We start from the raw sequence: 18,500 nt of genomic DNA, 5'->3' as shown, positions 1-18,500 counted from the left end.
AACTCCAGTGAAGATCGTTGAGATCGATCTTCACAATCCACGCATCAGCTGTCTGGAAGATTTGAGCAGCGCTTGCGATACAGCGCCGGCGTCAGGCCATAGGCGCGCACGAACCAGCGACCCAAGTGACTCTGATCGGCAAAGCCCAGCGTCATGGCGACCGTCGCCGGTTGCTCGCCTCGGGCCAGCATGCGGCGAGCCGTGGCCAGGCGCAATTGCACCAGGTACGCGTGCGGTGCCAAGCCATAAGCCGCCTTGAAGGCGCGGGTCAGGCGAAAGCGGTCGACACCGGTGACAGCGGCCAGTTGATCGAGGCCGATGTCGAAGTGCGCGTTGGCGTGCAGATACTCCCGCGCCTTCTGCGCCACCAACGGCAGGCGCGGATCGTCGCGGTAACGCGCGCGCCAGTGCAAATGGCGGGTCAGGCATTCGAACAAGGTGTCGAGAGCGGTCTGGCGGACGATTTTCAGCTCACTGCGATGCAGGGCTTCGAACGCGTGGCTGGTGGCCTGGGCCAAACGGGTGTCGCTGGCCAAGGTGTTGGCGAAACTCAGTTCACCATTGTCCGGGGCATTGTCGAACACGGCACCGAGTTCGCGCTGCAACCACTGCGGGTCAAGGTAAAGCATGCGGTAGGTGAAACCCTCGGCGGTCGGCGCTTCGCCATCGTGGATGTCGCCCGGCTCAAGCAAAAACACCTTGCCCGGCGTGCTCTGGTGCTTCGCCCGGCGACAGTTGAACTGCTGAACCCCTTGCTCGGTGACGCCCACCAGGTAGCTGTCATGCCAGTGCGGATCGTAGGCATGGCCTTCGAAATGCGCGCGCAGGGTCTCGATGCCGGTGTCGGCATCCTGGGCCAGGTCGAGCCAGTTGTGAGTGGTCATACGGCACCTTTGGGAACAACGCATAGCCGGGTTATTTAACGCTCGCATCGCGTGCAATGACTAGAAGATTTGTGCAGCGGCGTCGGGGTACCTGTCAACTTTGACAGTTACGCTTTTTTTTCCATAAGCGCTTAATCCGTCCAGGGTCAGATCGGCCTGCTGAGCGAAGGGAGTCGTTTGCCTTGCTTGCAGCCCTCAAGTTGTCGACCGACGGAACGGCCATAGCATCGCCTATGGCTCCAATGGCGTGGCAGGAGAGTGAAAACATGGCAACTGAACAGGTCAAACGCAAGCAGGATGAAGCCAACAGCGCCTACCTGAAAATGCGCTCCGAACATCGTGCGAAGCTTGTCAGTAAGGAGATCGAGATTGAAGACGACGCCTAGAAGTGAAAGCTGTCGAGTTTCTGCTCTTTCATCACCAGGCGACCCTTGTCGCCTTCGCTGCCGGTGACTTTAAAGGTTTCACCGGTACTCACTGAAAGGATCCTGCTGCTGAGCGAGTATTCCGTCAGCTGTATGTTCCAGCCATAGCCGTAGCCACTGTCCCGGGTATTGAGCGGGCTGTACGCCAGTGCCAAGCCAAACCCCGGCCCACGCAAATCGTTGGTTTTGATTTCGGGGAGGCTGATCGACACCTTGTAAAGGCCGGTGCGTTCGTCGACGCCATTTTTGATGGCACTCATGAAGTTGAGTGCGTTTGAGGACACGGAGCTGGTAGCGGTCATTGAAATGCACCTCGTTGTCGATAGGTAAAACCGCCAACCGAAACATTTGTCGGTAGTCGCGATGTCAGCGTCTACCCGCTCTGAACTTCAGCTGCCCCGGCGAGCAAAGAGGCCCGCTAACGCGGTGTTTATCTGCATTCAGTGATTCAACACGGGCGGTTGGCAAAAACAATAACAGCCAACCCGCGTCAGGGAACCTATCAGTTCTGATAGTAGGCAGGTCGCGAAACAAGGCGTACAAACTAGCCATCTACGACGAACAACTTGACTGATACCGCCGTGCAACTGGCATCGATGCCTGGCAAGTAAAAGGAGTTGAATGATGGCAAGTAAGCAAGCGGTGACAACACTCTCCGATTCAGCGCCGGCCGGCATGACGACGCTGTTACCGGTGGCCCAGTTCGAGAAGTCGCATAATCTCGAGTTTGATCCGAGGGCGATCAAGGACGGCATGCTGGTGATTGTTGCACCGGCTTATCAAGCGATGTCAGCCGGCGATAATGTGCCGTTAACCATTGAATTTGAGAAGAAAGGATTTCCAATTGTAATTGAGCCGGTCATCCGTGAAAAAACCTTGACCGAAAGCGATATTGGGCTCCCTCTGCAGTGGACAGTGGAACCTAGCAAGTTTTTCCAATTCCCAACTTTCCACGCGACATTCAGCTATCGCATCGACTATGCCACCGACGATGACACCGCGAAGCCAACCACTCATTCGGAAAAACAGGAGTTCCACCTGGTTGCACCGACGAGCGATTTGTTGCCACGTCTTGCAGTCAAGGACTATGACGGCGACATGCTCGACCCTGAGGCGTTTCCAAAAGGTATTGTGCTGGATATTCCGCTGTACGACGGCATTCAAGTGGGCGATGACGTGGTGTTGTACGCGTTGGGCAAAACGCTTGAGGTCAAGACGGTGCGAGTGGATCAGTCGACACTGGACAGTGAAAGACTGCACATCAAACTGGGCCATGAATGGTTGATGCAAAACGTCGGATTGACTATCAGCCTGTCATACCAATACGCCCGGGTCGGTAACGCGGGTACTTCGGTAGAGCGGTCGTTGACGCTTAGCGAGTCTCTATACCTTCCGCATCCCATTGTCGAAGATGCTGAGAAAGAAGGTGAGGACGAAGAGTATAAACGCTACTTGCTGAGCGAATACACCACGCAGGGTATCTATATTCAATATCCGCCTGATGCAGTGGTGAGTGGCAAAGTGCAAATGATCTTCGATGGTTTTTCAGAGTCAGGCCGGTTTGTTGCGGACCCTTCGATTGGCAATCCAAGACGTTTCTACATCCCTCCGCGGTACGTGCCGGCGAACCTGGGTAAGCGTCTGTTTGTTAAATATGAAGTCACGCCGCCCGGGGCGGCTACTGTACCTTCCCTATCGATCGATCTTCGAATCAATGACTTTCCCGCGTCACAATGGCGGCCTATTCAGGTCAGTTTTCCTCCAGGTAACAACAATGCAAAAGTGTCGTTGGCAACCGTGACCGATTCGCTGCGCTTGACGTTGACCAGATGGTCGTACATTGCCCAGGGGCAGCGTGTGAGGGTCATTGCCAATGGCCTTTTGGCAACGGGCGGTGAAAAGCCTTTCGAAATGCGCATAGGCGATGCCGAACAGGTAACCGAAGCGGAATTCAAAGCCGGGCAACTGACCGTGCTGCTACCCGGGACCTACCTGGCAACGTTGATGCTCAATGTAAAATTCGATGTAACCGTTGAAATCAGTTTCGATGGCGGTTTCAGCTACAAGAAACATTCTTATATTGAACCCCTGCTGGTTTTGTAGCGCTGCGCGAGACGTTGGTTAACTCATTGGTGAGGTGAAATTATGTCAGGCAATTCATTGGCCGATATTCTGGCGTGGATGAAAGATGAGTCGCGACTGTTGGACTGGGGGCTTGTTGTAGCGCTTGAGCGACGTAAAGCGAATTTAATTGTTCTGCAGGAATATATAAACCGCTTTGGCGTGGGTAGCTATATTCCACCCATCAGGGGCGAAGTAAAGATTGTCTCAGGCAAACGAATGGAGTTGATCCATGATTTTGTCATGGACGTGCCGTTCATTTCATTTGTACATGCTGATCTTAACAATTCCAAGGCCATGTTGACGATGTCGGTCATGGGTGGAAGTCAATTAACCATCGAGAAAGATGACGGCAGTTGGAAGGTTGAAAAGCTTGACGAAATAGATCCGCTGCAGGGGCCGAAGTTGTACCTGGACTTGTTGTTGCATGAGGTGCCTGGTGATGTCAAATCTGACGGGCGAGTGATACTGGATCTGAGCAGAAGTGATAATTTCAGATTGACGTTTGCCGAAACGGAGACTGAGCAGACTATAGGCGGTAACTTTTTTAGAGACTTGTTTAATGAGTTGAAGCCCGAGCAGCGAATTTATCCCTTAGGCAAGATTGAGCGTGGATCAAATGCGCTGATGCGTCCGGAGTCATTCGTGTTGCGTACTCAGCATTACGGTGGAGCTGTCGACTTCGTCGATGGCTGCATACTGGCCCTGGTTCGTATGGAAGGGGGGAAAGACGGAAATTTCCCAGGTCCTAACTATAGATACTTGATCCCTGATGATCAGGAAAAAGACTATTCCGCAACGGTGTTGTTTGATCAGCAATTGATAATGGTAATGACCTTGCTGAAAGAGGCGTTAAAATTTGTCTCGGACGATGAGGTTGAATTAGATCGCGATGGTGATGGAAAGCTGTTAAAGGCGACGTTCATTTCTGGGTCATTAGAGTTCGCAGCTTTTAACGTTACCACACCACTGGTCATGGCGGATGGCTCAAAGTATGACGTAACAGTTGACATAGATGCGTATGAATTATTGGTCAGTCAATCGACGCCGCTGGTGGTTGATCTGTCGCATGGAAAAGTTACAGTTCTTTGGAAATCAGCAACCAACGTTTCTACTACCTTTAGCATTGATGGACAGGACGTCAGTACATATACATTGCAATATGGTGTTGATATGTTACCCGCCGTTGATTGAACTCACCTACAACGAGGACGGCCATCTGATCCGTGACGAGGAAAAACGTACGCTGGGATATGACTCACTGGGGCGCTTGATCAGTGTCGCCTTGCCGGGTGAGACGCCGCGCAGTTACAGCTATGACCCGGTAGACAAGGTGTCCGGTTTGAATGGCCAGGGCGGCCCGGAAAAACGCTTTTACCAAGGCGATAAGTTGGCGAGCCAGATCAAAGGCGCCAACAGCAGCACCTTCATGCGTGGCGATGATGTAGTGCTCGCCGAGCACCAGGCTGGTGCTGACCCAAAGTCGCTGTTGATGGCCGGGGATGACAAGAACAGCGTGTTGACCGAGGTCAGTAAGGCGGGACGCAAGGGGATGGTCTATGCGCCTTATGGGCATCGTGCGGATGACGCTTCGGTGAGTAGTCATCTGGGCTTCAATGGTGAGCGGCGTGAAGGGCAGACCGGTTGGTATATGTTGGGGAATGGGTATCGGGTGTTCAATACGGTATTGGGACGGTTTCATAGCCCGGACAGTTGGAGTCCGTTTGGGAAGGGCGGGGTTAATGGGTATGCGTATGTGCAGGGGAATCCGATTGGTAACACAGATTCTACGGGGCACTTCGCATGGCCCACGTTTGGCAGCTTCATGAGGCTTTTGGGGATAGCTACTAAAGCTAATAAGGCAGCTGCCGAGATGGCTGCCAGAGCCTTGAAGGCTCAGGGATCCATAGTTCCAGTGGCAACACCGGAAGTTTTTGCCGGCGCTAAACTTGTAAATCTTAAACCAGCAGCGGGTGGGAGTTTTACTCGTGCGGCCACAAAATTTAATGATTTTGTTGATTTTAAAGCGTCTGAATCCTCCGCTGTTAAAACGGTTGCTAATTACAATAAGGTTCTGGGTGGTGTAGCAAAAGGCAAGATATTTGCTAAGCCTGCTCAGATAAACAACATAAGCGCCAAAATTTCTAATATCCAAAATGAAGTATTGGAAAATTCCGTGCTAAGTAGGGAGTTCTTCGAGGCACAGCCGAGGACGAATCTAGGTGTCCAACTTGCAGATCAAGCAATAGCTTTGGATAATAAGTATCCTCGCTATGAAACTCCAGAAAATATAATGAAAGCTGTACGTCAAATTAAGAGTGCTAAATCTAAATAGTGTATTAGGTTATTTTGTTCTGAGGATGAAAGCAGGGCAGTTGATTATTCTGCTATAAACCAATGAGTCTACCGCCATTACAAGTTCAATTTGTAATGGCGGTTTTTATTGGATTTTGTAAGCGTTCGGAGGTCGACACGCTGCCGATTACCTGGCCCCCTTTAACCCACCTAAATCAACCCCAACTCCAACGCCATCCGCGCCGCCACCCATCGTGAACTCACCCCAAACTTGCGTCGGATATTACTGAAGTGATAATTCACCCCAGCCTCGGTGCAATCGAAAATCCGGCTGATCTCCCACGATGACTTTCCCTTGACACTCCATTGCAAGGCTTCTTTTTCTCGACGGGTCAGGGTAATGCGGGGTGGTTTCGCGGTTGGCGTCACTGTCAGGGCGACCTGGATCGGGCGAGTGCTTGGGCTAATCGGGGATTGGTGGTTCATGACGGGCACTCCCATTTCATTCAATGAGGTGGGCGCGGCGGATCCTTCCTGAGGCGGGCGTGGTCCCTGCGTCCAGCGTGAAGCTTGAGTGCCGTTTATAGCGTGGTTAAGGCGTCTTGAAACCTGTAAGAACTATCAGGTTTGGCAGGAAAATGCGGCGCAGCGAATTGCGCCGACAGTCTGTAATTTTCAGCGAATACAGGCGTTTGGTCAGCGCTGTGCGCGCGGAAGGAGGGTATGTTCCGTTTGTCGCTTTTTTTCAAACACACCTGTCATTTCTGTCAGGTCGGCGCCGCTCGCATCACCCAAACAACCCCGCCGCGATGTTGATCGAGAACCCGAGAATCGCCGTGTTGAACACAAACCCGATCAGCGACTGCGCCAGCACAATCTTGCGCATTTCCCGTGTGGCGACGCCGACATCCGAGGTCTGCACCGCCACGCCGACGGTGAATGAGAAATACAGAAAGTCCCAATAATTGGGGGTCAAAAGCCCTTCGGCAAACCGCAGCGCCGGCTCCTTGCCGCTCCAGGTGTAAAACAACCGCGCGTAATGCAGGCTGAAAATCACCCCGATCAGCAACCAGGAGCCGATGACGGTCAACCCGGTAAAACCGTAGTGCAACAGCTTGTGGTAGGTGTCCAGACTATGGCTGCCCGCCAGTTCGAAGGTGATGGTCGCCAGGCTGGCCATCGCCGCAATGCACACCACGAACAGCACCAGTCCGGCGTTTTCATCCTCGATCTCGGCGATGCGCTGCACATCCGGCGCCTTGGCGCGTGCGGTCAGCCAGAACATCAGGATCAGGTAAGTCCAGACCCCGGCGTTCCAGCCCATCAGGATTTTACTGATGATCGAATCGACCGGCGCCAGAATGCCGATGGCAAGGCCGAGCGTGGTGGCCGCAGAGAGGCGAGGGTGGGTGTGGGTGAGGAAGGGCATGGAGGCTCGAAGGGTCAGGGTATGGCAAACACCATAGCCCAGGAGCCACAACCTTGAAACCGGTGAAATACCCTGTAGGAGCGAGGCTTGCCCGCGAAGGCGTACTGTCAGTCAACATTGATGTTGAATGTGATGACGCCTTCGCGGGCAAGCCTCGCTCCTACAGGGATTTGTGTTGTGGTTAGATTTTTGTGTGGCGTTTGTGCACCAGTTTCATCACCACCACAAAAAACACCGGCACGAACACCACCGCCAGGGTCGCTGTGATCATCCCGCCGATCACCCCGGTGCCGATCGCTTGCTGGCTCGCCGAACTCGCCCCGGTGGCGATTGCCAATGGCACCACGCCGAGGATGAACGCCAGCGAGGTCATGACGATCGGCCGCAGGCGAAATCGCGCTGCTTGCAGCGTGGCGTCGATCAGGTCGTGGCCGTCGTCATACAGGCTCTTGGCGAACTCGATGATCAGGATCGCGTTTTTCGCCGACAGACCGATGATGGTGATCAACCCGACCTTGAAAAACACATCGTTGGGCATCCCGCGCAACGTCACCGCGAGTACCGCGCCGAGCACGCCGAGCGGCACCACCAGCAATACCGAGGTCGGAATCGACCAGCTCTCATACAACGCCGCCAGACACAGGAAGACGATCAGCAGCGACAAGCCAAGCAGAATCGGTGCCTGACTCCCGGACAAGCGTTCCTGCAACGACAACCCGGTCCATTCCTGACCCAACCCGGCAGGCCCCAACGCCACCAGCCGCTCGATTTCCGCCATGGCTTCACCAGTGCTGTGGCCCGGCGTCGGCTCACCGGAAATGCTGATCGCCGGGTAGCCGTTGTAGCGGGTCAACTGCGCCGGCCCCTGGGTCCATTTGGCCTGGACGAACGCCGACAACGGCACCATCTTCCCGGCGTTGTTGCGCACGTTAATCTTCAGCAGATCAGCCACCTGACTGCGCTGATCGCCCTCAGCCTGCACCACCACCCGCTGCATCCGCCCCTGATTGGGAAAGTCGTTGATGTAGGCCGAACCGACAGCGGTGGACAGCACACTGCCGATGTCGGCAAACGAAACGCCCAACGCATTGGCCTGTTTGCGGTCGACGATCAATTGCACCTGCGGCGCTTCGGCCAGCGCGCTTTCGCGCACGTTCATCAGGATCGGGCTCTTCTCGGTGGCGGCGAGTAGTTCGCTGCGCGCCCGCATCAACGTCGCGTGGCCGAGGCCGCCGCGATCCTGCAAGCGGAACTCGAAACCACTGGAAGTACCGAGGCCGTCCACCGGCGGTGGCAGCACCGCAAACGCCACGGCGTCCTTGATCTGGCTCAAGGCGATGTTGGCTCGGTCGGCAATCGAACTCGCCGAATCATCGCTGCCGCGCTCGGACCAATCCTTCAACGTGGTAAACGCCAACGCCGCGTTCTGGCCGCTGCCGGAGAAGCTGAAACCGAGAATCACCGTGCTGTCGCCCACACCGGGTTCGGTGGCGTTGTGCGCTTCGATCTGTTCGACCACCTGCACCGTACGGTTCTTGCTCGCACCCGGTGGTAACTGGATGTCGGTGATGGTGTAACCCTGATCCTCAACCGGCAGGAACGAGGAAGGCAGGCGACTGAAGCACACGCCCAGGCCGATCAGCAGCACACCGTAGATCAACAAATAGCGACCGCTGCGTTTCAGCGCATAGGCGACCCAGCCCTGATAACGCTCGGTCAGCTGTTCAAAGCGGCGGTTGAACCCGCCAAAGAAACCGCGTTTCTCATGCTGCTCACCCTTGGCAATCGGCTTCAACAGCGTCGCGCACAGCGCCGGGGTCAAGGTCAGGGCGAGGAACGCCGAGAACAGGATCGAGGTGGCCATGGACAACGAGAACTGCCGGTAAATCACCCCGACCGAACCCTGCATGAACGCCATCGGAATGAACACCGCCACCAGCACCAGCGTGATGCCGATGATCGCGCCGGTGATCTGCTTCATCGCCTTGCGCGTCGCCTCTTTCGGTGACAGGCCTTCGCTGGCCATGATCCGTTCGACGTTTTCCACCACCACGATCGCATCGTCCACGAGGATGCCGATCGCCAGGACCATGCCGAACATGGTCAGCACGTTGATCGAGAAGCCCAGCGCCAACATCGTTGCAAACGTGCCCATCAACGCCACCGGCACCACCAGCGTCGGGATCAGCGTGTAGCGGATGTTTTGCAGGAACAAAAACATCACCGCGAACACCAGCAACATCGCCTCGCCCAAGGTGTAAACCACCTTGGTGATCGAGACTTTGACGAAGGGCGAAGTGTCGTACGGAATCTTGTATTCGACGCCGGCCGGGAAGTAGCGCGCTAGCTCATCCATCTTCGCCCGCACCAGCGTTGCGGTGCTCAGGGCATTGGCGCCGGGCGCCAGTTGCACGCTGACAGCGGTCGAGGGTTTGCCGTTGAGGCGCGTGGAAAACTGGTATTCCTGGCTGCCGATCTCGACTCGCGCGACATCGCCGATGCGCACGGTGGAGCCATCGGGATTGGCCTTGAGCACAATGTCGGCGAACTCTTCCGGGGTCGACAACTGGCCTTTGACCAGAATGGTCGCGGTGATTTCCTGGGTGGTGCGGGTCGGCAAGTCGCCGATGCTGCCGGCCGACACCTGGGCGTTTTGCGCGACGATGGCGGCGTTGACGTCGGCCGGCGTCAGGTTGAAACCGATCAGCTTCTGCGGGTCGATCCAGATGCGCATCGCCCGTTCGGCGCCGTACAACTGGGCCTTGCCGACGCCGTCCAGACGCTTGATCTCGTTCATCACGTTGCGCGCCAGGTAGTCGCTGAGCGCCACGTCGTCGAGCTTGCCGTCGCTGGAGGTCAGGGTGATCAGCAGCAGGAAACCGGCGGAGACTTTCTCCACTTGCAGGCCCTGTTGCGTGACCGCCTGGGGCAAGCGCGACTCCACCACTTTGAGACGGTTTTGCACATCGACCTGGGCCATTTCCGGGTCGGTGCCCGGCTGGAAGGTCGCGGTGATGGTGGCGCTGCCGAGGCTGCTCTGGGATTCGAAGTACAGCAGGTGGTCAGCGCCGTTGAGTTCTTCCTCGATCAGGCTGACGACGCTTTCGTCCACGGTCTGCGCCGAGGCGCCGGGGTACACGGCGTAGATTTCGACTTTCGGCGGCGCGACGTTGGGGTACTGCGCCACTGGCAACTGCGGGATGGCCAGGGCGCCGGCCAACAGGATGAACAGCGCGACCACCCAGGCGAACACCGGGCGATCGATAAAGAACTGCGGCATAAACAAGCGTCCTGCTTACTGACCAGAAACCTGGGCAAGTGGAAGAGGGGTGTCGTCGATCTGCACTTTTTCGCCGGGACGGGCGTGTTGCAGGCCTTCGGTGACGATGCGATCGCCGGGCTTGAGGCCGCTAGTGACGATCCAGCGATCATTCTGCACCGGCCCCAGTTCGACCGATTGCTGGCCGACCCGCTGCTCGGCGTCGAGCACCAACACTTGGGCGATGCCGGCGCTGTCACGCTGGATGGCCCGTTGCGGCACGCTGATGCCTTCTTGATTGACCGCTTGTTCCACCCGCACCCGAACGAAACTGCCCGGCAGCAAGTCGAGGTCGGGGTTTGGGAACTCGCTGCGCAGGATGATCTGACCGGTGCCCGGGTCGACGGTGATGTCGGTGAACAGCACCTTGCCCGGCAACGGATAAAGGCTGCCGTCGTCCTGAATCAGCGTGGCTTTGGCCTGCCCCTGACCGACTTCCTTTAATTGCCCGGAACGGAGCGCCCGACGCAGGTCGTTGAGTTCGCGGGTGGATTGGGTGAGGTCGGCGTGGATCGGGTTCAACTGCTGAATCAACGCCAGCGGCGTGGTTTCGTTCTGGCCGACCAAGGCGCCTTCGGTGACTAATGCACGCCCGATGCGCCCGGAGATCGGCGCGGTGACGGTGGCGTAACCCAGGTTGAGTTTCGCCCGCTCGACGGCGGCTTTGTTGGCGGCGACGTCGGCCGCGGTTTGCCGAACGCTGGCCCGGGCATTGTCGTAGTCCTGACCGCTGATGGCGTTGCCTTCGATCAATTGGGCGTAGCGCTGCTCTTGCAGTTTGGCCTGGAACGCGTTGGCCTCGGCCTTGCGCAGTGCGGCTTCGGCACTGTCGAGGTCGGACTTGAACGGCGCCGGGTCGATGCGGAACAGCACCTCGCCTTTTTTCACGTCGCTGCCTTCACGGAAGGCCCGCTGCAACACCACACCGGCCACTCGGGCGCGCACTTCGGCGATGCGTGGCGCGGCAATCCGCCCGCTCAGCTCGCTGCTGATCGACAGCGGCCGGGCTTCGATCGTCTCGATGCGAACCGTAGCCAGCGGCGTCTGCTCTTCGGCGTTCGAGGACTTGTCACACGCGCTCAGCGTCAAGGCGAGTGCAATCAGGCTGAGCCTCGCAAGCAGATTTTTTGACATGTACATACCCCAATAATGACCCCCGCATCCTACGGGGAGCGGGCGAGGGTAGCGGTGAAGCTTTGTAGGCGCTGTGTGAAATTGTGTAAGGGTTTTACTCAGCTGGGTGTGAGGGCGTATATCCTTGGCTGCTTGATTATTTTTGCGCCTGTTCGGCCGCCTTCGCGGGCAAGCCTCGCTCCTACAGGAGCATGCGATACCTCTGTAGGAGCGAGGCTTGCCCGCGAAGAGGCCCGGAAGGGCGCCACAGCACTTTCTGGAAACACCCCATGCCCAACATTCTCCTGGTCGAAGACGACACCGCGCTTTCCGAACTGATTGCCAGCTACCTGGAACGCAACGGCTACTCCGTCAGCGTGATCAGCCGCGGTGACCAGGTGCGCGAGCGTGCGCGGGTCAATCCGCCGGACCTGGTGATCCTCGACCTGATGCTGCCGGGGCTCGACGGCCTGCAAGTCTGCCGCTTGCTGCGCGGCGATTCGGCGGCGTTGCCGATCCTGATGCTCACCGCCCGCGACGACAGCCACGATCAGGTTTTGGGCCTGGAAATGGGCGCCGACGACTACGTCACCAAACCCTGCGAACCGCGCGTGTTGCTGGCCCGGGTGCGGACCTTGCTGCGGCGAAGCAGCCTCAGTGAGCCGCAGACCGCTAACGACCGCATCCTCATGGGCAACCTGTGCATCGACCTGTCGGAACGCACCGTGACCTGGCGCGAGCAATTGGTCGAACTGTCCAGCGGTGAGTACAACCTGTTGGTGGTGCTGGCCCGGCACGCCGGCGAAGTGTTGAGCCGCGACCAGATTCTGCAACGCCTGCGCGGCATCGAATTCAACGGCACCGACCGCTCGGTGGACGTGGCGATCTCCAAGCTGCGGCGCAAGTTCGACGACCATGCCGGCGAGGCGCGCAAGATCAAAACCGTGTGGGGCAAGGGTTACCTGTTCAGCCGTTCCGAGTGGGAATGCTGAGGCGATGTTCAGAATCCTCTTTCGCCTGTACCTGGTGACCATCGTCTCGTTCAGCGCGGCGATTTACCTGGTGCCGGACCTGGTGATCAAGGTGTTCCATGAGCGTTTTCTCACCTACAACCTCGATTATTCCCGAGGGCTGCAAACCCTTATCGTCAAACAGTTTCACGCCGTGCCCCAGGAGCAATGGCCGGCATTGGCCGCCGAGATGGACCGGGAATTCGCGCCGCTGCACATCGCGCTGACCGGTCACGACGATGCCGATTTCACCCTCGACGAGCGGGAGCGTTTGCAGCGTGGCGAGAACGTTGTGCGCATTGGCGACTGGGGCTGGCGCACGCTGGCGGTGTCGCCGCTGAACGAGCAAACGGTGGTGGAAATGATCGTGCCGCCGGACCCGACGGACGTCAGCTTGTTGTACTGGAGCATCAACGTGCTGATCGGCGCGACCATGCTCGCCTGTTTGCTGTTGTGGTTGCGCCCGCACTGGCGCGATCTGGAACGCCTCAAAGGCACCGCCGAACGCTTCGGCAAAGGCCAGTTGGGCGAGCGCACGCAGATTTCCCCCAGCTCCAACATCGGCAGCCTGGCGAATGTCTTCGACACCATGGCCGGCGACATCGAGAACCTGCTGAACCAGCAGCGCGACCTGCTCAACGCGGTCTCTCACGAGCTGCGTACTCCGCTGACACGCCTGGATTTCGGTCTGGCTCTGGCGCTGTCCGACGACTTGCCCGCCGCCAGCCGCGAACGCCTGCAAGGCCTGGTCGCGCACATTCGCGAACTCGATGAGCTGGTGCTGGAACTGCTGTCCTACAGCCGCCTGCAAAATCCGGCACGCTTGCCGGAGCAGGTTGAAGTCTCGCTGGACGAATTCATCGACAGCATCCTTGGCAGCGTCGACGAAGAACTGGAGTCGCCGGAGATCGTCATCGACGTGCTGCTCCACGGCCAACTCGAACGCTTCAGCCTCGACCCCCGCCTGACCGCCCGCGCTCTGCAGAACCTGCTGCGCAACGCCATGCGTTACTGCGAGACGCGGATTCAGATTGGCGTGCAGGTCTGCCCGAAGGGCTGTGAGATCTGGGTGGACGATGACGGGATCGGTATTCCGGATGACGAACGTGAGCGAATTTTCGAGCCGTTCTATCGGCTGGATCGCAGCCGTGACCGGGCCACGGGTGGATTCGGGCTGGGGCTGGCGATCAGTCGCCGGGCGTTGGAAGCCCAGGGCGGCACGTTGACCGTAGAAGCATCACCCTTGTGCGGCGCGCGATTCCGCCTATGGCTGCCAACCCCGGCCTGATCAGACTCAAAAAAACGGAAACGCAAAAGGCACTTTGTAGCAGCTGCCGAAGGCTGCGTTCGGCTGCGCAGCAGTCGTAGAACCAGGCAACACGGTTCGGCGGATAAACCGCATGCGCAGGATTGGCGAGGACTGCGTCCTCAAACGCAGCCTCGCAGGCTCGGCAGCTGCTACAAGGAGATCGGGACGTAATTGGGTGTCAGGCGCTAAGCCGGCTTTGCAGCAGCTTGGCCATGTCTTCCAGTTCCGCCGCCGGGTTGCGCCCGATCAGCATCCAGGCGTGTTCCCGCTCGGCCCAATAGACCACGTTCATCTCATGCCGACGCTCATGGGCCAACGGCCGGCTGCCGCTGTTGGAGCGCGTGACGCACAGGGCCATCGGGCCATGCGCCGGGTCCAGATAAGTGATCTGGGCGATGGCCACACCGTCGTATTCGAGGATTTGCGCGCGTTTGAACTCGGAGCGCGGCAGCGCCAATTGTGCGGGAGCGAGCTTCAAACCCAGACGCGCGTCGATCGTGCGCAGTTGCACCCGTTGGGCGGCTTCATCGCTGGGCAAATGTTCCAGGGTCTGTGGCACGTAGAGCGACATGTAGTCGGCCACCAAGTCACGCCAGTTGTTCTTTTGCTGACTCAATTGCCAGCCAAGGAACAACCGGTCCGCGAGCACGCCGCTGACCACCAGGCCTGCCGCCGCCGCAAGGAACCAGCGCCGGCTCATGCCCGGGCGGGCAGGTGCGGGCAAGGTTTCAAGCATGTACTGCAAGCGATCCATCGGCGCCTGTTGCCCCAACTCGTCGTAAGCCGCCTTGAACGGCAGATTGCTGCGCGCCAGCCATTGCAGGCGCAGGTTGAGCGTCGGGTCCTCGGCGATGGCGCTGTCGATGCGGGCGCGCTGTTCGTGGTCGAGCTGGTCATCGAGGTACGCCACCAGTTGCTCGTCCGAGGGGATCGCGTTCATCGATGTTCTCCGGTGGTAGGGTTCGGCACAGTGTGCAGCGGTGGATACTCGGCCAGTTTCAGGCGGGCAGTGGCCAGTCGGCTCATGACCGTACCGATCGGCACTTGCAACACCTCGGCGACTTCGCGGTACGACAAGCCCTCGACGTAGGCGAGAAAGACCGTTTCGCGCTGGGCTTCGGGCAACGCGTCGACGCGTCGGATCACCTGCGCCGCCAGCACGTGGGTCTGCGCCGCGTGTTCACCGTCGAACGACAAGGCGTTGTCGGCCTCCACCAGCCCCTGGCCATGCCGCACCCGGCGCGCGCGCACTTCATTGAGCCAGATCGAATGCAGAATGCTCATCAGCCAGCGGTCCATGCGCGTGCCCGCCTCAAACTGCCCGCCGCGTTCGAGCGCCCGCACACAGGTCGCCTGCACCAGGTCTTCGGCGACATGTTTCTGCCTGGACAGCAGCAGGCCGTAGCGCCATAAGCGCGCCAGATGCTGGCCCAGTTCTGCTCGTATTGCCTGATCGCTGGCGATAGCGACCTCCGTCTGTTCGGTGTCAGGTTTTCGATGAATCGTTGATGGCTTCGGCCAGGTCCTGGTATTCCTCGCAGGTGTTGCCGCAGATCGATTTAATCTGCTGAAGCTGCTCCTGCGCCAGGTCCAGGCGACCTTTGATCACGTAGGCTTCGCCGAGGTATTCACGCACTTGCGCATACTGCGGGTCGAGCTTCACCGATTGCAGGTAATAACCGATGCCTTCATCGGTACGCCCCAGTTTACGCGTGGCGTAGCCGCGATAGTTCAGCGCCTTGGCGGTGCTGGGCTCTTTCAAGGTGTCGAGCAGGGCCAGGGCTTCTTCATAGCGACCGTCCTTGGCCAGGCGATAAGCGTAATCGGTACGATCAGCGTCCGGTACCAGGCTGCTGGTTTGCTTGAGGCATTTCTGCTGTTTGCTGTCCCACACCTGGCCTTTGGGGCAGTTGGGCTTGGCCGGCTCCTCGTCATCGCCATTGGCGAATGCAAGGGAACTGGACAGCGCGACAGCCAGCAGCAGCGGGGCGGTCATAACAGTGAAACGGATATTCATGGTCAAGGCTCCACAAGGGGTGTCGTTTCAAATCGCATCACGTCCAGGCAGCATCCGGCGCAGGGTGTTATCCCGCAGACCGTAATGGTGAACCAGCGCCATGACCGCATGCAGTCCGGCCAGAATCACGATAACCCAGGCCACCTGTTCGTGCAGACCGCCAAACACCGACTTCATGCTTTTATCGAAGGTGATCAGGGTCGGCACATCAAACAGACCGAAGAAGGTGAACGGTTCAGCCTGCGCCCAGCGAAACAAAAAGCCCAACACGATCTGACTCAGTAGCAAGGCATAAAGCGCCAGATGCGCGGTTTTCGCCAGGAGGTTCATCACGCCTTGATTGGCCGCTGGCAAGCGACGACCACGGGTCAGGCGCCAGAGCAGCCGGCCGATGATAATCACCGCCAGCAGAATGCCGCAGGAAATGTGCAACGCCTGCAATTCCTTGCGCAGCGGCGTGCCTTTTTCCAGTAAACCCCAGATCTGCGCACTGGCAAACAGGCCAATCACCAGCAAGGCCGTCAGCCAGTGCAGGCTCATGGTCAGGCGGTCGTAACGTCTCGGTGCAACGGGGTTCAAGCGACTCATGGACAATCCTCAGGGGCGATGCTGGATGAACACGCCAGGGTGAACAATTATTCATTTCTTTATGACGGTCTTTGCAAGGAAAGCGCAAATCGAGGCGCTATGCTCGTCAGCATTGGTTGTCGATCTGGAGCACTGCCATGAGAGATCAAGTCCATCATTCCGCGGCCGCTGGTTATAAAACCGGCGCCGATACATACGTTCGCGGTCGCCCTGATTATCCGCCGCAAGTGGTCGATTGGCTAACCGGCACACTCGGTTTGAACGCGGATAAAACCGTGATCGATCTGGGGGCCGGCACTGGCAAGTTTACCGCTCGGCTGGTGGCGACCGGGGCGCAGGTGATTGCTGTGGAACCGGTGCCGCAGATGCTCGATAAATTGTCTGAAGCGTTGCCTGAAGTGCTGGCCGTCAAAGGCACCGCCATGGATTTGCCGTTGCCAGACGCTTCGGTGGATGTGGTGATCTGCGCCCAGGCGTTTCACTGGTTTGCCAGTAGCGACGCGCTGACCGAAATTGCCCGCGTGCTCAAGCCCGGCGGCAAGCTCGGGCTGGTGTGGAACCTGCGTGATACCACGGTGAGTTGGGTGCCGAAGCTGGACGCGATCGTCAATGCGCTGGAGGGTGATACCCCGCGCTTTTACACAGGCGCCTGGTGTCGGGCGTTTCCCCATCCGGCGTTCGGGGCGCTGCAGGAACAGCACTTTAGCCATAGTCACACGGGGGCGCCGGAGGATGTGATTTACAACCGCGTGCGTTCGACCAGTTTTGTCGCGGCGTTGCCGGCGGTGGAGCGGGCGAAGGTGGATGAGCAGATTCGGGCAATGATTGCCCGGGAGCCTGAACTGCGGGGAAAAGAGGTGGTGACGGTGCCTTATGTCACGGTGGCGTTTGTCGCGGTGAAGGGCGGTTAGATCGGAGGTGAGGCCATTCGCGAGCAAGCCCGCTCCCACCTTGGAATGCGCTCCTACAGGGTGCGCATTCCAGTGTGGGAGCGGGCTTGCTCGCGAAGAACGATGACTCGGTATCAGCTCAATAACCGAATAGGTTCTCCCGCAGCCCAGGCCTGAATGTCTTCAACCATCTGCGAAAAAAACTGGTGATAATTCTGCTGGCTGACATACCCGACATGCGGCGTCGCCAACACATTCTCCAGCGTGCGGAACGGGTGATGAGCGGGCAGCGGTTCCTGGTCGAACACATCCAGCGCCGCGCCGGCCAGTCGCTGTTTTTGCAGCGCCTTGATCAACGCCGCTTCATCGACAATCGGCCCGCGCGCGGTATTCACCAGCAGTGCCGTGGGCTTCATCCAGTCGAGGGCCTGAGCGTCGACCAATCCGCGGCTGCGCTCGCTGAGCACCAAGTGTACCGACAACACATCGGACTGTTCGAACAGTTCCTGCTTGTTGACGTACGTCACACCGGATTCGGCTGCGCGTTCCGCCGTCAGGTTCTCGCTCCAGGCGATCACGCGCATGCCGAACACCTGACCAAACTGCGCAACACGTTGGCCGATGCTGCCCAGGCCGAGGATTCCCAGGGTCTTGCCGTGCAGGTCGCCACCGAGGCTTTGCTGCCACTCGCCGGCGCGCAGGGCATTGGCTTCGACCACCAGGTTGCGGGTCGCGGCCATGATCAGCGCCCAGGTCAGTTCCGGGGCGGCGTGTTTGTAACTGTCCGTTCCGCTGACCTGAATGCCCAGCGCGGCGGCGGCCTTCAAGTCGAGGGCGGCGTTGCGCATGGCGCCGGTGACCAGCAGTTTGAGTTTCGGCAAGCGCCGCAGCAGGTCCTCATCGAACCGGGTGCGCTCGCGCATCACACAGATCACCTCAAACTCGCCCAAACGTGCCGCCAGGGTTTCGTTGTCGGCAGGGTAGTCATGGAGAAAACTTACCTGGCCGATGCTCTCCAGCACTGACCAGTCCACCACGTTCCGGGCCACATCCTGCCAATCGTCGATCACCGCAATCTGCACAGCCATTCGCCTTACCTC

General features: G+C 58.5%; 16 protein-coding genes and 1 pseudogene. 6 read left to right on the top strand and 11 right to left on the bottom strand.

The genetic code is table 11. The annotated features are described in order from the left end of the window. Nucleotides 1-44 precede the first annotated feature (44 nt). Nucleotides 45-884, bottom strand: a complete 840-nt coding sequence (locus ACIPL2_RS03935) for an AraC family ligand binding domain-containing protein (protein ID WP_401353131.1) — start codon at nt 882-884, stop codon at nt 45-47. 385 nt (nt 885-1,269) lie between these two features. Next, nucleotides 1,270-1,611 (bottom strand): annotated as a pseudogene (locus tag ACIPL2_RS03930) (hypothetical protein); the annotation flags it as partial. 322 nt (nt 1,612-1,933) lie between these two features. On the opposite strand from ACIPL2_RS03930, the gene ACIPL2_RS03925 reads away from it, so the two are divergent. From ACIPL2_RS03925 to ACIPL2_RS03915, 3 genes are read left to right on the top strand one after another with little or no spacing between them, the layout of a single operon-like run. Continuing rightward, nucleotides 1,934-3,412, top strand: a complete 1,479-nt coding sequence (locus tag ACIPL2_RS03925) for a hypothetical protein (RefSeq protein ID WP_401353129.1) — start codon at nt 1,934-1,936, stop codon at nt 3,410-3,412. Nucleotides 3,413-3,454: 42 nt separating this feature from the next. After that, a complete protein-coding gene (locus ACIPL2_RS03920) occupies nt 3,455-4,624 on the top strand; it encodes a hypothetical protein (protein WP_401353127.1) in 1,170 nt (389 codons plus the stop codon). Then, nucleotides 4,560-5,765, top strand: a complete 1,206-nt coding sequence (locus tag ACIPL2_RS03915) for an RHS repeat-associated core domain-containing protein (protein WP_401353374.1) — start codon at nt 4,560-4,562, stop codon at nt 5,763-5,765. Before ACIPL2_RS03920 ends, ACIPL2_RS03915 begins: the two co-directional genes overlap by 65 nt. 170 nt (nt 5,766-5,935) lie before the next feature. Here the strand turns inward: ACIPL2_RS03915 and ACIPL2_RS03910 are convergent, their stop codons facing one another. The 4 genes from ACIPL2_RS03910 to ACIPL2_RS03895 all read right to left on the bottom strand — a co-directional run bounded on the left by ACIPL2_RS03910 (nt 5,936) and on the right by ACIPL2_RS03895 (nt 11,607). After that, nucleotides 5,936-6,211 carry a LuxR family transcriptional regulator gene (locus tag ACIPL2_RS03910; RefSeq protein WP_401353125.1) on the bottom strand — a complete coding sequence of 92 codons (276 nt, stop codon included), beginning with the start codon at nt 6,209-6,211 and terminating at the stop codon, nt 5,936-5,938. Nucleotides 6,212-6,512: 301 nt separating this feature from the next. Beyond that, a complete protein-coding gene (locus ACIPL2_RS03905; protein ID WP_401353123.1) occupies nt 6,513-7,154 on the bottom strand; it encodes a DUF1345 domain-containing protein in 642 nt (213 codons plus the stop codon). 181 nt (nt 7,155-7,335) lie between these two features. Then, the gene (locus ACIPL2_RS03900; RefSeq protein WP_401353121.1) at nt 7,336-10,434 is read right to left on the bottom strand and encodes a multidrug efflux RND transporter permease subunit; all 3,099 of its coding nucleotides are present in this window, start codon (nt 10,432-10,434) and stop codon (nt 7,336-7,338) included. 15 nt (nt 10,435-10,449) lie between these two features. Then, complete coding sequence (locus ACIPL2_RS03895) at nt 10,450-11,607, bottom strand: efflux RND transporter periplasmic adaptor subunit (RefSeq protein WP_401353119.1); 1,158 nt, start codon at nt 11,605-11,607, stop codon at nt 10,450-10,452. A 269-nt stretch (nt 11,608-11,876) separates the two neighbouring features. Here ACIPL2_RS03895 and ACIPL2_RS03890 point away from each other — a divergent pair, with 269 nt between their 5' ends. After that, nucleotides 11,877-12,578 (top strand): response regulator, encoded by a 702-nt coding sequence (locus tag ACIPL2_RS03890; protein WP_401353117.1) that lies wholly within the window; start codon nt 11,877-11,879, stop codon nt 12,576-12,578. Between the two features lie 4 nt (nt 12,579-12,582). Then, on the top strand, nt 12,583-13,884 hold the full coding sequence (locus ACIPL2_RS03885; protein WP_401353116.1) for an ATP-binding protein: 1,302 nt from the start codon (nt 12,583-12,585) through the stop codon (nt 13,882-13,884). A 199-nt stretch (nt 13,885-14,083) separates the two neighbouring features. Here ACIPL2_RS03885 and ACIPL2_RS03880 read toward each other — a convergent pair whose 3' ends face one another. From ACIPL2_RS03880 to ACIPL2_RS03865, 4 genes are read right to left on the bottom strand one after another with little or no spacing between them, the layout of a single operon-like run. Then, nucleotides 14,084-14,845 carry an anti-sigma factor family protein gene (locus ACIPL2_RS03880; RefSeq protein ID WP_401353115.1) on the bottom strand — a complete coding sequence of 254 codons (762 nt, stop codon included), beginning with the start codon at nt 14,843-14,845 and terminating at the stop codon, nt 14,084-14,086. Next, nucleotides 14,842-15,339, bottom strand: coding sequence for a sigma-70 family RNA polymerase sigma factor (locus tag ACIPL2_RS03875; RefSeq protein WP_401353372.1), 498 nt, complete (start codon nt 15,337-15,339; stop codon nt 14,842-14,844). The genes ACIPL2_RS03880 and ACIPL2_RS03875 overlap by 4 nt, the downstream gene beginning before the upstream one ends. A 52-nt stretch (nt 15,340-15,391) precedes the next feature. Next, nucleotides 15,392-15,922 (bottom strand): tetratricopeptide repeat protein, encoded by a 531-nt coding sequence (locus tag ACIPL2_RS03870; RefSeq protein WP_401353113.1) that lies wholly within the window; start codon nt 15,920-15,922, stop codon nt 15,392-15,394. 27 nt (nt 15,923-15,949) lie between these two features. Next, the gene (locus ACIPL2_RS03865; RefSeq protein WP_401353111.1) at nt 15,950-16,510 is read right to left on the bottom strand and encodes a cytochrome b; all 561 of its coding nucleotides are present in this window, start codon (nt 16,508-16,510) and stop codon (nt 15,950-15,952) included. 137 nt (nt 16,511-16,647) lie between these two features. On the opposite strand from ACIPL2_RS03865, the gene ACIPL2_RS03860 reads away from it, so the two are divergent. Next, entirely contained in the window at nt 16,648-17,421 is a 774-nt protein-coding gene (locus ACIPL2_RS03860; RefSeq protein WP_401353110.1) for a methyltransferase domain-containing protein, read from the top strand. 113 nt (nt 17,422-17,534) lie between these two features. Here the strand turns inward: ACIPL2_RS03860 and ACIPL2_RS03855 are convergent, their stop codons facing one another. Continuing rightward, nucleotides 17,535-18,488, bottom strand: a complete 954-nt coding sequence (locus ACIPL2_RS03855; RefSeq protein ID WP_401353108.1) for a D-2-hydroxyacid dehydrogenase family protein — start codon at nt 18,486-18,488, stop codon at nt 17,535-17,537. Nucleotides 18,489-18,500: the final 12 nt, after the last annotated feature.

The organism is Pseudomonas sp. NPDC086251, from assembly GCF_044746405.1.
Taxonomy (GTDB): Bacteria; Pseudomonadota; Gammaproteobacteria; order Pseudomonadales; family Pseudomonadaceae; genus Aquipseudomonas.
The sequence above is the reverse complement of the archived record's forward strand: the minus strand, read 5'-3'. Positions and strand labels throughout refer to the sequence as shown.

Excerpts from the sequence above, each read along its gene's own strand:
- ACIPL2_RS03890 (WP_401353117.1), top strand. The coding sequence starts at position 11,877 with ATGCCCAACATTCTCCTGGTCGAAGACGACACCGCGCTTTCCGAACTG.
- ACIPL2_RS03885 (WP_401353116.1), top strand. The coding sequence starts at position 12,583 with ATGTTCAGAATCCTCTTTCGCCTGTACCTGGTGACCATCGTCTCGTTC.
- ACIPL2_RS03895 (WP_401353119.1), bottom strand. The coding sequence starts at position 11,607 with ATGTCAAAAAATCTGCTTGCGAGGCTCAGCCTGATTGCACTCGCCTTG.
- ACIPL2_RS03915 (WP_401353374.1), top strand. The coding sequence starts at position 4,560 with ATGGACAGGACGTCAGTACATATACATTGCAATATGGTGTTGATATGT.
- ACIPL2_RS03935 (WP_401353131.1), bottom strand. The coding sequence starts at position 884 with ATGACCACTCACAACTGGCTCGACCTGGCCCAGGATGCCGACACCGGC.
- ACIPL2_RS03865 (WP_401353111.1), bottom strand. The coding sequence starts at position 16,510 with ATGAGTCGCTTGAACCCCGTTGCACCGAGACGTTACGACCGCCTGACC.
- ACIPL2_RS03855 (WP_401353108.1), bottom strand. The coding sequence starts at position 18,488 with ATGGCTGTGCAGATTGCGGTGATCGACGATTGGCAGGATGTGGCCCGG.
- ACIPL2_RS03905 (WP_401353123.1), bottom strand. The coding sequence starts at position 7,154 with ATGCCCTTCCTCACCCACACCCACCCTCGCCTCTCTGCGGCCACCACG.
- ACIPL2_RS03870 (WP_401353113.1), bottom strand. The coding sequence starts at position 15,922 with ATGAATATCCGTTTCACTGTTATGACCGCCCCGCTGCTGCTGGCTGTC.
- ACIPL2_RS03880 (WP_401353115.1), bottom strand. The coding sequence starts at position 14,845 with ATGAACGCGATCCCCTCGGACGAGCAACTGGTGGCGTACCTCGATGAC.
- ACIPL2_RS03900 (WP_401353121.1), bottom strand. The coding sequence starts at position 10,434 with ATGCCGCAGTTCTTTATCGATCGCCCGGTGTTCGCCTGGGTGGTCGCG.
- ACIPL2_RS03925 (WP_401353129.1), top strand. The coding sequence starts at position 1,934 with ATGGCAAGTAAGCAAGCGGTGACAACACTCTCCGATTCAGCGCCGGCC.
- ACIPL2_RS03860 (WP_401353110.1), top strand. The coding sequence starts at position 16,648 with ATGAGAGATCAAGTCCATCATTCCGCGGCCGCTGGTTATAAAACCGGC.
- ACIPL2_RS03910 (WP_401353125.1), bottom strand. The coding sequence starts at position 6,211 with ATGAACCACCAATCCCCGATTAGCCCAAGCACTCGCCCGATCCAGGTC.
- ACIPL2_RS03920 (WP_401353127.1), top strand. The coding sequence starts at position 3,455 with ATGTCAGGCAATTCATTGGCCGATATTCTGGCGTGGATGAAAGATGAG.